The sequence below is a fragment of the Yinghuangia soli genome (genome assembly GCF_021502675.1).
Classification (GTDB): Bacteria; Actinomycetota; Actinomycetes; order Streptomycetales; family Streptomycetaceae; genus Yinghuangia; species Yinghuangia soli.
In genome coordinates this window covers 30,674-42,946 of the sequence record NZ_JAKFHA010000036.1, presented here as the reverse complement: position 1 = coordinate 42,946, position 12,273 = coordinate 30,674, and the positions used below count along the sequence as shown (strand labels likewise).

Sequence of the window (12,273 nt, the reverse complement as noted above, 5' to 3'; positions counted from 1 at the left end):
GCGGCACTTCCCGGGCCCCGAAGCGTGCGTCCGGGCAGCCCGCGGGACTGCGCGGGACCGACCCGGGACTACTCGGTCGGCCAGCTGCGCAGCTCGTCCGGCAGGTCGCTGCTGACCCGCAGCCCGAAGTGCGGCGGGCGCTTCTCCAGGAAGGCCAGGACCCCCTCGCGGGCGTCCTCCGACTGCCCGGCCCAGTGCAGCGCCCGCGACTCGATGCGGTGCGCGGCCCACGGGTCCGGCTCGGTCTGCATGCCCCACAGCAGCGCACGCGTCACCGCGACCGCCACCGCCGGGGTGCGCTCGGCGATCGAGCGGGCGATCTCGTACGCCCGGTCCAGCAGCTGCGCACCCGGCACCACCTCGCGCACCAGGCGCGACTCCAGTGCCTCGGCGGCGTCGAACACCCGGCCGGTGAAGCACCATTCCAGCGCCCGGTCGATGCCGACCACCTTGGGCAGGAACCACGTCGAGCAGCCGTCCGGGGTGATGCCGCGCCGCGCGAAGACGAACCCGAACCGGGCCTCCTCGGCGCAGATCCGGATGTCCATCGGCAGCGTCATCGTGGCGCCCACCCCGACCGCCGGCCCGTTCACCGCCGCGATCAGCGGTTTCGTCGAGCGGAAGAGCCGCATGACCAGCCTGCCGCCGTCGTCGCGGAAGTCGTCCGGGGAGTCCTCGGGTTCGCCCGTCACCTCGGAGTGCGCGGTCGGGTCGAACGTGCGCGCGCCCATCTCCAGGTCGGCCCCCGCGCAGTACGCCCGGCCGCTGCCGGTGAAGACCACCACGCGCACGTCGTCGTCGGCGTCCGCGCGGTCCAGGGCGTGGCAGATCTCCTCGCGCATCCGGAACGTGTAGGCGTTCATCCGGTCCGGCCGGTCCAGCCGGATCGTCAGGATCCCGTCCTTGGCCTCGGCGGCGATCTGCTCGTATTCCATCTGGCGGCTCCTCATGCCGGTCGCGCGGGCGCGGCCCCGCGGCCGAAGAACGACGGACCTTGCGAACGCTCGCTCAACACCCTGCCCTGTCCCGCCGCCGGACACCACCCCCGGTGGCGAAACAGGCGGTTGCACGGAAAGTGTTCTGGTCGGCCGCGTCCCGGACTACTGTGGTCCCGCTCCGCCACGGGTACCCGCCAACGCACGAACCGCGCCCGGCCACCGCCGAAAGCGGCTCGTTCGGCCAGGAGGTGCAGGCAACGGATGCTCGACCGCACTGAGGCTCTCGCCGCGCTGACCGCGCCCGAGTCCGTGTACGCCATCGCCCACACCCGTCCCGGCGAACCCTCCTGGCGGGAGTTCCCGGCCGCGCCCCCGACCCTGCGCGCGGTGTTCGAAGGCACCGCCGCCTACCCGGACCGCGATGCGCTCGTGCACCAGGACGGCCGCATCACCTACGCCGAACAACTGCGCCTGGTCGGCCACTTGGCCCGGCATCTCGCCGAGGACCTCGGCGTGCGGCACGGCGACCGGGTCGCCGTCGCGATGCGCAACCACCCGGAATGGCCGCTGGCGTTCTGGGCCACCCAGGTCCTCGGCGCCGTGTGCGTACCGCTCAACGCCTGGGGGACCGCCGACGAACTCGTCTACGCCCTGGCCGACTCCGGATCCACCGTGCTCGTCGCGGACGGCGAGCGCGCCGACGTCCTGGCCGGCGCGGAGACCGGGAAGGCGCTGCCCGACGCGGTGGGGGCCGTCCTCGTCGCCCACCCCGAAGGCCCGCTCGGCGGCCGCATGACCGACCTGTCCGCGGCACTGCGCGCCTGGACCGGGCCGTGCCCGCTGCCGGACGCCCGCATCGCCCCCGACGACGACGCCACCATCATGTACACGTCCGGCACCACCGGACGCCCCAAGGGCGCGGTCGGCACGCACCGCAACCACACCACCAACCTGCACACCATGCAGCTCCTGCAGGCCGTGCAGCTGGCCCGCGCCGGAGTGCCGCCCGAGATGCTCACCGGCGGCATGCCCGCCTTCCTCGACGCGATGCCCGACCTGCCGCGGCAAAGCGCCCTGCAGACCTATCCGTTCTTCCACATCGCCGGCCTGGTCGCGCTGTACGCATCGGCCGCCCAGGGCGCCAAACTCTCGCTCATGCGCCGCTGGGACACCGAACGCGCCCTGCAGCTCATCGAGACCGAGCGCGTGACCAGCGCGTCCATGGTGCCCACCCTGCTGCGGCGGCTCCTGGAGTCCCCGCTGCGCAGCAAGTACGACCTGTCCTCGCTGCTCACCCTCGGCGCGGGCGGCGCGCCCGTGCCGCCCGACCTGATCGACGAGGTCGGCCGCATGTCGGACCGCGCGGTGTCGCCGCTCAACGGCTACGGGACGACCGAGACCACCGCGATCGTGGTGGCCAACTCCGGTGCGGAGTACTACGACCACCCGGACAGCGTGGGCCGCGCGGTGCCGGTCGTCGACGTCGCCGTCGTCGATCCCGCCACCGGCCGCGAGGTCGGCACCGGGGAGACCGGCGAGATCCGGTTCCGCGGCCCGCATGTCGTGCGCGGCTACTGGAACCGGCCCGCGGAGACCGAAGAGTCCTTCCCGGACGGCTGGTTCCGCACCGGCGACCTCGGGCACGTGGACGCCGACGGGCTGGTCTACGTCGTCGACCGGCTCAAGGACGTCATCATCCGCGGCGGCGAGAACGTCTACTCCGCCGAGGTCGAGGCGGTCCTGTTCGAGCACCCCGCGGTCGCCGACGTCGCGGTGGTCGGCGTACCGCACCGCGAACTCGGCGAAGAGGTCGCCGCCGTGGTCGAGACGCAGCCCGGCACCGCGGTCACCGCGGCCGAGCTCCGCGGGCACGTCGCCCGGCGGCTCGCCGCGTTCAAGGTGCCCACCACGATCCGGTTCAGCGACCGGCCGCTGCCGCGCAACGCGGTCGGCAAGGTGCTCAAGCGCGAACTGCGCGACATGCTCAGTTTCTGACCGGCGCACCGGATCACCGGGGGGACCGGCGGACCGCCCGGTCAGCCGGTCCGCCGCGGCGGCACGATACGCCGCCGCCAGTACTCCAGTTCCTCCAGCGCGGTGATCACATGCTTGTGGTCGCCGCCGAGCACCTCGGTCATGTCCGGGATCAGCGCCTCCAGCAGCCGCACCGCCTCGTCCGCCTCCCCGGACCGCCCGGTGCACAGCGCCAGTTCGCGCCGCACCTTGAGGGTCTCCGGATCGGTGGGCCCGTGCCGGTTCACGAAGTCCGGCAGCAGTTCGCGCAGCAGCCGGGCCGCGGTGCTCGGGTCATTGGCCTTGGCGGTCCAGTACGCCTGGTTCCGGCGCACCCCCAGCGTGCCCTCGTCGGTCGCGCCGAGGACCTGCGTGTAGTCCCGCACCAGCTGGTCCAGCACCCGCACCGCCAGCGCCCGCTCGCCGGACACCCCCAGGTAGTACGCCAGATCGTCGCGCACCGCCAGCGTGCGCGGATGCCCCGGCCCGAAGACCCGGTTGTGCTCGGGCAGCAGCTCGCGCAGCAGCGCCACCGACTCCTGCGGCGAGATCTCGTCGACCCGGTCCATGCGCCGGGCCAGTTCCTCGGCCAGTTCGGAGTCCGACGGCACGCGCACGGGCGGCTGCGGCGGCACCGCGTCGAGCAGGCGCAGCACCTCCGCGGCGTTCTGGGGCCGGTCGTCCGGGTTCTTGGCGAGCAGCGCGAGGACCAGATCGCAGACCTCGGCCGGCAGGTCGTCGCGCACCCGGGACGGCGACTCGGCCGGGACGTGCACGTGCCGGTACAGCAGGCCGGGCACGTCGCCGAAGCCGAACGGAGGCAGCCGGGTCAGGAGTTCGTACAGCAGGCAGCCCATCGAGTACAGGTCGGAGCGGGCGTCGGTCTCGACCCCGCCGGCCTGCTCGGGCGACATGTACGCGGCAGTCCCGAGCACCGCGCCCGGCCGGGTCAGCGTCTCGCCCGCGGCCAGCGCCTTCATGAACCGCGCGATGCCGAAGTCGAGGACCTTCAGCACGCCCTTCTCGGTCACCATGATGTTGGCCGGCTTGATGTCGCGGTGCAGCACGCCCGCGTCGTGCGCGACCTCCAGTGCTTCGCACAGCTGCCGGGCCAATTCCAGGACGCGCGGCAGGGGCATCGGCGCCTCGTCGGCCACCACGCGCGCCAGCGAACGCCCGGGCACCAGCTCCATCGTGACGTACACCGACTCGCGGGCCGGCTCCGCGGGAAGCGGCGGGTCCGGCACCGAGCGGGCGCTCGGCGGCGTATGCGGATCGTCCGGATCGGCGGCCAGCAGATGCCCGCTGCCGAAGTCGTGCACGGTGACGATGTGCGGGCTGGAGAGCGTGCCCGCGGTCCGGGCCTCGCGGGCGAACCGGTCGGCGGCGCCGGGCACCCCGTACTGGTCGCGCAGCAGCTTGACGGCGACATACCGGTGCATATGGGTGTCCTGGGCCCGCCACACCACGGCCATGCCGCCGGAGCCCAGCTCCTCGATCAGCCGGTACCGGCCGGCGAGCCACCACTCACCCACGTGCCGAACGCCTCCCCGTCGTGGTCGTCATGGGCCGACCGCCGCAGGGAGCGCCCGCCCCCGGCGCAGTCGGGCCACGGAGATTGTCCCGCAGCCGTGCGCGCGGGGGGAGGACAGCGGCAGGACGGTTCGCCGAGAACAGCCGAGAACAGCCGGGAACAGCCGAGCGCCGTCCGCACTTTGGGCGCAGTGCGCGGTTTGCCGGAATTGCCGGCACGCCCGGATTTCCCCCGGACCCGTGGTGCGGAGGCGCCCGAGCTGCCAGGCTGAATCGATGATGCGCCAAGCCCTCGCCGCGGTGGCAATCGGCGCCCTCCTGCTCGCGACCGGCTGCTCCGACCGCCGCGAACGCCGCGACGAGCCCCCGCCCATCCCCTCCGGACTCGACCTCGCCGACGTCGTCCTCACCCCGGCCGTCCCGCTCACCGACGCGCAACTGCAGCATGCCGCGACGGTCGTCGAGCGGCGTGCCGAGGCGCTGGGCATACGCGTCGAGCAAGCGGCACCGCGGGACGGCACCGTGGCGCTGCGCCTGTCGGTGCGCGGCCTGGGGGAGACCGCCGAGGACCGCGTCCGGCAGCTCGGCCGCCAGGCGACCCTCACGATACGGCCGGTCCTCGCCCTGGCCGGACTGCCGTCCGGGGCCGTCTACCAGGGCCGGGTGCCCCCGGAACTCGCCGCCGAGTTCGCCGCGGTCGACTGCAGCCGGATCGGCGACCTCCCGCCCGACCCCGCGGACCGCCCGGTGGTGGTGTGCGACGCGGACGGGAACTGGAAGTACGTGCTGGGGCCCGCCGCGGTGGACGGCGACGACGTCGACCGGTCCTGGTCCAGCTACAGCGAGCACAGCAGTGCGGGCGGCTGGCAGGTCGTCCTCGTCTTCACCGAAGAGGGCCAGGCCGCGTTCCGGGAGCTGCTGCACCGGCCGCCCGACGAGAACGACAACCTGAGGACCATCGCGTTCGTGGTGCGCGGCACCGTGGTCAGCGCGCCGAGTGTGGTGGACCGCACCGACCTGGAGATCCGGCCGACGATCTACGCCAACATCACCGAACGCACCGCCGACGAACTGGCCGGCGTCATCGACGCGGGACCGCTGCCCGCGACCTTCACGGTCACCTCGTACGTGCACGTGAACTAGCGTCCGGGGAGAAAAGCCGCGTCCAGGAGGTCGAGTTGCCCGGTTCTGTCACGGTCGTCCACGCAAGCGACGAACCACCCGCTTCCTGGGATGCGAGCATCTTCCTCGCCGGACCCACGCCACGCAGCCCCGACGTCGCCTCGTGGCGCCCCGCCGCACTGGACCTGATCCGCCGTCAGTGGACCGGCGCCGGCGAGCTGGTGGTGTTCGTCCCCGAGCCGGCCGACGGCGCGCCCTGGTCCGACTACGACGACCAGATTCTGTGGGAACTGCGCTGGCTGCGCGCCGCCGACCAGGTCGTCTTCTGGATCCCGCGCGACATGGCCACGCTGCCCGGGCTCACCACCAACGACGAATGGGGCTGGCTCAAGGACGGCGGTCGCGCGGTCCTCGGCACCCCGCCGGACGCCGCGAAGGTGCGCTACCAGCGCGAATACGCCGCGGACCAGGGCGTGCCCACTGCCGACAGCCTCGACGGCGCACTGCGCATCGCCTTCGACCGCATCGGCGCGGGCGCGGCCCGGAGCGGCGGCGAACGCCACGTCCCGCTCCTGTTCTGGGCGTCACCGGTCTTCCGGCAGTGGTACGACGTGCAGCGCAAGGCCGGGAACACCCTGCTGGACGCCCGCCCGGTCTGGGCGTACCGGCCCGGCACCCGGCACGAGCCGGTGTACTGGGCGCTACACGTGACCGTCGCGATCGCTGCCGAAGGCGGCCGCGTGAAGGCGAACGAGGTCGTGATCGGCCGCCCGGACGCCAGCGCGGTGCTGCTCTACCGGCGCGCGGCGACGCTGCGGGAGACCGCGGTCGTGCTGGTCCGCGAGTTCCGCGCGGCCGGCGCGTCCGCCGACGGGTACGTCCGCGAACTGCCGGGCGGTTCCGCGGCCCCGGACGCCCCGGGCGATGCCGCCGCCCAGGCCCTCGCCGAAGTCCGGGAAGAGACCGGTCTCGTGCTCGGTGCCGAGCGCTTGCGGGCGCACGGAGTACGGCAGAGCGCAGCGACGATGTCCGCGCACCGCGTGCACTTGTACTCGGCGGAACTTGCCGAAGCCGAACTCGCCGGGCTGCGCGCGGACGCGTCGGTGCACGGAGAAGGGCCGGAGGAGCGCACCTACATCGAGGTCACGACGTACGGCGGACTGCTCGCGGCCGAGGAGGCCGACTGGACCACCGTCGGCATGGCCGCCCAAGTGCTCGCCGACCTGGGGATCTGACCCGCGTTCAGGAACGCGAAAGCGGTCCGGCCGAATCGGCCGGACCGCTTTGCCTGCTTTGCTCGTTGCCGCGCGGGCTGCTCAGTACGGCAGGCCGAAGCGGTGCGCCTGCGGGCACGGGCCGTGGCGCTCGACCATGTAGGTCACGCCGTCGAACACGGTCAGCCGGCCGCCCATCGGGTCGCCGCCCGCGGGAACGCGGACCAGCGGGCGCGGGTGCAGCTCCGCGAGGTACGGCTCGCCGCACAGCCGGCACTGCGCGGGGATGGTGCGGTGGGTCTCGGTCTTCTTCATGGCGTCTGCCCCCTCCGGGTGCTCCATCCGGTGCCTGCTCCCCGAGGGTGCTGCGCGCCGGCCAGGTCTCGTTAACCTGCTGTTCACCTTGATGTCGACTGCCATATTCCACGGTTCCGGAACCGATGTCAACTCTGTTGGCCTACGCGCTAGGCAAACGTATATGGCATCCTGACGGGGTGGAACACACTGAAGCCGCCGACGACCTGACCAAGGCGGCAAAGGCGTACCGGCGTACCGAGCGCGCGCACGAAGAAGCCCGGCAGGCCCTCAAGCAGGCGGCGGTCGCCGCACTCGCGGCGGGCGTGAAGCAGTCCGAGGTGGTCAAGACCACCGGATGGACCCGCGAATACCTGCGCAGACTGCGCAAGGGCGAACCCTCCGACGGCTCAGCCGAGTCCGCCGCTCCCGCCAAGCCGAAGAAGTAGCCGCGAGCTGTAGGCGCGCCCGGCCTCGCGCCGGGCCACGTGCAGCCTGGCGGCACACGCCCCCAGTCCCGCCCCCGCCGCGTTCATGAGCACGTCGTCCACCGACGACACGCGGCCCAGGCCGAGGACGTACTGCGCCGACTCCAGCGAAGCGGAGACCGCGGCGCCCAGCAGCGTCATCCGGGCCACCCCGGCCCAGCGCGGCAGCCGGAGCGGCAGGCAGAACCCCAGCGGCACGAACAGCACCAGGTTCGCGCCCACTTGCACGACCACCGTGGACGGCGCGCTGCCCAGCGTCGCGACCAGATCCCGCAGCGGCACCAGGCTCACGCCGCCCGGTCCGGCGGTCGGGGTGAGGATCATCCACACCCACGGCAGCGTGCCGCCGACGATCGCCGCCTCGGCCACCGACCAGCGCAACGCCTCGCGCCGCGGGCGGCCCTGACGCACCCTCACACGCACCAGCACGGCGGTCGCCGCGACCAGCAGCGGCACCCCCACCGCCCAGACCGTCAGCACGTCGCCCCACGCCCGCCAGACCTCGCCCATGGCGGCAACCTAACGCCCCGTCAGCGCCGCCGCCGGACTCCCGGTGCGGGGGCGCTGTCGCAAGGGTGGCCCAAGCGCGCGTCAGGGATGCGGGATCGCGTCGATCAGCGCCCGCGCGCCCTGGTCGAGGAGAGTGTGCCCGGCCGCCTCGCCGATCCACTCCGGCATGTGCATCAGGCCGTTCTCGAACGCCTCGATCACCACGTCGCCGCGCGGGCTGAAGACCGCGGCGTGCAGCGTGAGGCCGTCGTCCTTCGGTGCGCAGTGACCCGCGATCGGGCTCGCGCAATGCCCCTTGAGGGTGCGCAGCAGCGACCGCTCGGCCGTCGCGCACGCCCGCGTCAGCGCATGGTCGAGGCCCGCGACGGCCTCCACGGTCTCCTCGTCGCCGCGTCGGCACTGCAGCACCAGCACGCCCGCGCCGATCGCCGGGACCATCGACGTGGCCGGCAGCACCTCGGTGATGCGCTCGGCCATGCCGATCCGCCGCAGCCCGGCGACCGCCAGCAGCAGCGCGTCGCACTCGCCCGCGTCCAGTTTTGCGAGCCGGGAATTGGCGTTGCCGCGCATCGGCACCACCGTCAAATCCCGGCGCAGCGCCTGTAGTTGCGCAGCCCGGCGGACCGAGCTCGTACCCACGCGGGCGCCCTCGGGCAGGTCCTTCAGCCTGACTCCGGACCGGCTGACCACCGCATCGTGCGCGTCGTCCCGGCGCAGGAACGCGGTGAGCTCCAGCTCCTCGGGCAGCGGCTCGTCACCGGGGATGTCCTTGAGGCAGTGCACCACCACGTCCACCTCGCCGGCCAGTTGCGCGCGGTCGATCTCCTTCACGAAGACGCCCTTGCCGCCCAGCTCCGCGAGGCTGCCGGTCCACCGGTCGCCGGACGTCGTGTACGGCACGATCTCGACCTCGCGCACCAGCCACTCGGCCCGCAGCAGCCCGGCCACATGCGCGGCCTGCGCCATCGCCATGGGCGAGGAACGAGTCCCGATCCGGAGCACCCCAGCACCAGCCATCCCCAAAGGCTAGGCGCCCCCGCACCGCCCGGCCCCCGCAACAGCCGCCGCCCGCCCGCTTCTCACCCGAAGGGGTGACCGTCCCTCAGGTACGCCCCGCGCGAGCGGATCACCCGCTCCATGTAGGCGCGCAGGAACAGCCGGTCGACGAGCCGGCCCAGCCCGGGCACCGGCGACCGGAACTCGATGTCGTCGACCATCACGGTGCCGCCCGCACCGTCGTCCTCGAAGCGGTGCTCGTGCCGCCAGGTGCGGAACGGCCCGCGCACCTGCTCGTCGACGAAGCTCCGCGGCTCGTCGTACCCGGTGATCCGGGCGGTGAGCCGCCACCGCAGCCCGAAGTGCCGGGCCTCGAAGGTCACCTCGTCGCCGGGCCGCAGCACGCCGTCCGCGGGCCCGCCGACCACCCGCTCGCCATGGCGGGCCATCGACCGGGAGTGCGCGCCCGCATCGAGTGCCGCGGCGAAGACCTGCGCCGGCGGCGCAGGCACGGAAGTGGTCACCAGGATCCTCGGCACCGCCGTCCCCCTCTCCCCGCCCGCGAGCGGGTCCTAGCGGCTGCCGGAGAGGCGCTGACGGGCCTCGCCGAGGCGGTCTGCGTGCGCGGGGTCGTCCGGCCCGCCGAGGCGGCGCTCCACGGCCTCCAGCACATGGCCGACCGGCACATGCACCGCCGCGTCGTCCGCAGGCGTGCCGCGCAGCCAGTCGGCCAGCACCAGCGCCTCGTCGCCGGTGAGCACGATCGTGATCCGTTCCGAACCCATGGGCGGCAGGCTAGCGCGCCGCCGCCGGCCGCCCGCGGGCGGCCGGTCCGGAAAACAGCCAAGGCCCCGGCCTCTTGCGAGGACGGGGCCTTGATCCGATGGGGTGAGTGACGGGACTCGAACCCGCGACGTCCTGGACCACAACCAGGTGCTCTACCAACTGAGCTACACCCACCACGCGCCTCGATCGGAGATCCGACCGGAGCAGCGAGAAAGAGTGTACAGGGGATTGAGGGGTGCTCGCTCCCGGGTTGTCTCCGGGTGCCTTCGGGGACCGGATCCGACCGGTTCCCGGGGCCGTGCCGGGGTCAGGAAGCGGGGACCTGCGGGGCGCTGAAGCGGGCCGAGATGGACTTCGCGGTCTCGGTGTCCGGGCCGGGCTGCGGCACGAAGATCGCCTCCCGGTAGTACTTCAACTCGGTGATGCTGTCCTTGATGTCGGCCAGCGCCCGGTGGTTGCCGGTCTTCGGCGGCGACTGGAAGTAGACGCGCGGGTACCAGCGCCGGGCCAGCTCCTTGATCGAGGACACGTCCACGATCCGGTAGTGCAGGTAGCCCTCGAGCTCGGCCATGTCGCGGGCCAGGAAGCCGCGGTCGGTGGCGACCGAGTTGCCGCACAGCGGGGCCTTGCGGCCCTCGGGCACGAACTCGCGTACGTACGCCAGGACCATCGCCTCCGCCTCGGCCATCGTCACCCCCTCGTCGAGGACGTCGAGCAGACCCGACGCGGTGTGCATGGTGCGCACCACGTCGGGCATGCCGGCCAGCGCCTCGGCGGGCGGGCGGATCACGACGTCGACACCCTCCCCGAGGACGTTCAGCTCGGAGTCGGTGACCAGCGCGGCCACCTCGATGAGCGCGTCCCGGGTGAGGTCGAGTCCGGTCATCTCGCAGTCGATCCAGACCAAGCGGTCATTCATGGTTGATCAGCCTAGGCCGTGACCTTCCAGCAAGACGACCTGGAGACGCTTATACGCGACCCGCCGCCTCCACTTCCTCTCCCGCCCCCTCCGGATCGCGGGTCCGGAACGCGTCCCGGTACGCCGCCGGCGGGATGCCGAGCTGCTTGCGGAAGTGCCCGCGCAGGGCCACCGGGGACCGGAAGCCGCAGCGCCGCGCGATCTCCTCGACCTGCAGCTCGGTGGTCTCCAGCATCCGCTGCGCCTGGAGCACGCGCTGCGTCAGCAGCCACTGCAACGGAGCACTGCCGGTCAGCGACCGGAAGCGCCGGTCGAAGGTCCGGCGGCTCATATAGGCCCGGGTGGCGAGCACCTCGATGTCGAACTTCTCCGAGAGGTTCTCCAGGGCCCACGAGATGACCGTGGCGAGCGGGTCGCCGCTGATCTCCTCGGGCAGCGACAGGTCCATGTACGCGGCTTGGCCGCCGACCCGGTGCGCCGGGACGACGAGCCGCCGCGCGAGCGCGTTGGCGGCGTCCGAGCCGTGGTCGATGCGGACCAGGTGCAGGCACAGGTCGATGCCGGCCGCGGTGCCCGCGCTGGTGAGCACGTCCCCGTCGTCCACGTACAGCTCGCGCGGGTCCACCCGGACCTTCGGGAACGACTTGGCGAGCGCCGGGGCGTACATCCAGTGCGTGGTGGCCGGCCGGTCGTCGAGCAGGCCGGCCGCGGCGAGCACGAACGCGCCGCCGCACAGGCCGACGACCCGGGCGCCCTCGCGGTGCGCCCGGCGCAGCGCGTCCAGGACCGGGGCCGGCGGCGTCCGGGACGGCGAATGCCAGGCCGGGACGATGACGGTGCCCGCCCGGTGCAGGCCGTCGAGGCCGTGCGGGGCGATGAGTTCGACACCGCCGGTGGTGCGCAGCGGTCCGGGCTCGGCGGCACATACCAGTAATCGGTAGGTGGGGACTCCGGCGTCCCGTCGGTCGACCCCGAAGACCGAGATGGGGATCGAGCTCTCCAGGATCGGCGAGTTGGAGAAGAGCAGCACCGCGATGGTCTCGGCGCGGCGCCGGCCGATCAGCCGGTCCGGCCACTCCGCGTGGGTGCCGGGGTCGCCGCCGTCCGGTTCGAGGTCCGTATCGGGGTCGGCGTCCGCGAGGTCGCCGGGGGAGCGCGGGCCGACCACCGTGTACGCGGTGGCCGCGGGAGCCGCTTCGGTGCCGGCCGCGGCCTCCGGGCCGGGCCGGGCGTCGCCGTCGTCCGCGGCGAGGGCGGTGTCCTCGGGGTCGGCATCGGCCGGGCCGTCGGACTCGGATCTCGGTGCCGGGAGCGGAACCTGCGGTTCCGCGCTGCGTGCCGCCGGTATCGCGACATCCGCGGCTGCCGTGCGGGAGCCGGTTTCGGCCGCGGGCGCCGCCTCGGAAGGCACCGCTTCCGCGTCCGGCCCGCTTTCGCGTGCGGCAGCCGCCGTGCCGACC

Annotated in this window: 13 protein-coding genes and 1 tRNA gene; 4 read left to right on the top strand and 10 right to left on the bottom strand. The window is 73.2% G+C overall.

Translation table 11 applies throughout. The features are described from left to right. Positions 1–68: 68 nt before the first annotated feature. Positions 69–935, bottom strand: a complete 867-nt coding sequence (locus LZ495_RS36145) for an enoyl-CoA hydratase-related protein (protein WP_235057388.1) — start codon at positions 933–935, stop codon at positions 69–71. Between the two features lie 264 nt (positions 936–1,199). Here LZ495_RS36145 and LZ495_RS36140 point away from each other — a divergent pair, with 264 nt between their 5' ends. Beyond that, entirely contained in the window at positions 1,200–2,933 is a 1,734-nt protein-coding gene (locus LZ495_RS36140) for a class I adenylate-forming enzyme family protein (protein ID WP_235057387.1), read from the top strand. A 41-nt stretch (positions 2,934–2,974) separates the two neighbouring features. Here the strand turns inward: LZ495_RS36140 and LZ495_RS36135 are convergent, their stop codons facing one another. Then, positions 2,975–4,486, bottom strand: coding sequence for a serine/threonine-protein kinase (locus tag LZ495_RS36135; protein ID WP_235057386.1), 1,512 nt, complete (start codon positions 4,484–4,486; stop codon positions 2,975–2,977). Between the two features lie 274 nt (positions 4,487–4,760). Here LZ495_RS36135 and LZ495_RS36130 point away from each other — a divergent pair, with 274 nt between their 5' ends. Then, positions 4,761–5,627 carry a SecDF P1 head subdomain-containing protein gene (locus tag LZ495_RS36130; RefSeq protein ID WP_235057385.1) on the top strand — a complete coding sequence of 289 codons (867 nt, stop codon included), beginning with the start codon at positions 4,761–4,763 and terminating at the stop codon, positions 5,625–5,627. Positions 5,628–5,662: 35 nt separating this feature from the next. Beyond that, positions 5,663–6,841, top strand: a complete 1,179-nt coding sequence (locus tag LZ495_RS36125) for a nucleoside 2-deoxyribosyltransferase domain-containing protein (RefSeq protein WP_235057384.1) — start codon at positions 5,663–5,665, stop codon at positions 6,839–6,841. Between the two features lie 81 nt (positions 6,842–6,922). On the opposite strand, the gene LZ495_RS36120 is transcribed toward LZ495_RS36125, so the two are convergent. Further along, positions 6,923–7,135 (bottom strand): hypothetical protein, encoded by a 213-nt coding sequence (locus tag LZ495_RS36120; RefSeq protein WP_235057383.1) that lies wholly within the window; start codon positions 7,133–7,135, stop codon positions 6,923–6,925. A 179-nt stretch (positions 7,136–7,314) separates the two neighbouring features. On the opposite strand from LZ495_RS36120, the gene LZ495_RS36115 reads away from it, so the two are divergent. Further along, entirely contained in the window at positions 7,315–7,563 is a 249-nt protein-coding gene (locus LZ495_RS36115) for a hypothetical protein (RefSeq protein ID WP_235057382.1), read from the top strand. Here LZ495_RS36115 and LZ495_RS36110 read toward each other — a convergent pair. From LZ495_RS36110 to LZ495_RS36080, 7 genes are all read right to left on the bottom strand, one after another. Further along, complete coding sequence (locus tag LZ495_RS36110; protein WP_235057381.1) at positions 7,525–8,112, bottom strand: VanZ family protein; 588 nt, start codon at positions 8,110–8,112, stop codon at positions 7,525–7,527. The two genes, LZ495_RS36115 and LZ495_RS36110, sit on opposite strands and share 39 nt — an antisense overlap. Before the next feature lie 81 nt (positions 8,113–8,193). Continuing rightward, positions 8,194–9,129 (bottom strand): hydroxymethylbilane synthase, encoded by a 936-nt coding sequence (gene hemC / locus LZ495_RS36105; protein ID WP_235057380.1) that lies wholly within the window; start codon positions 9,127–9,129, stop codon positions 8,194–8,196. 62 nt (positions 9,130–9,191) lie between these two features. Continuing rightward, a complete protein-coding gene (locus tag LZ495_RS36100; RefSeq protein ID WP_235057379.1) occupies positions 9,192–9,632 on the bottom strand; it encodes an SRPBCC family protein in 441 nt (146 codons plus the stop codon). 48 nt (positions 9,633–9,680) lie between these two features. Continuing rightward, complete coding sequence (locus tag LZ495_RS36095) at positions 9,681–9,893, bottom strand: hypothetical protein (RefSeq protein WP_235057378.1); 213 nt, start codon at positions 9,891–9,893, stop codon at positions 9,681–9,683. A gap of 99 nt (positions 9,894–9,992) precedes the next feature. Continuing rightward, a tRNA-His gene (locus tag LZ495_RS36090) sits at positions 9,993–10,068 on the bottom strand. A gap of 133 nt (positions 10,069–10,201) precedes the next feature. After that, positions 10,202–10,813, bottom strand: a complete 612-nt coding sequence (gene orn, locus LZ495_RS36085) for an oligoribonuclease (protein WP_235057377.1) — start codon at positions 10,811–10,813, stop codon at positions 10,202–10,204. A 49-nt stretch (positions 10,814–10,862) separates the two neighbouring features. After that, positions 10,863–11,876, bottom strand: coding sequence for a GlxA family transcriptional regulator (locus tag LZ495_RS36080; RefSeq protein ID WP_235057424.1), 1,014 nt, complete (start codon positions 11,874–11,876; stop codon positions 10,863–10,865). Between the last annotated feature and the right edge of the window lie 397 nt (positions 11,877–12,273).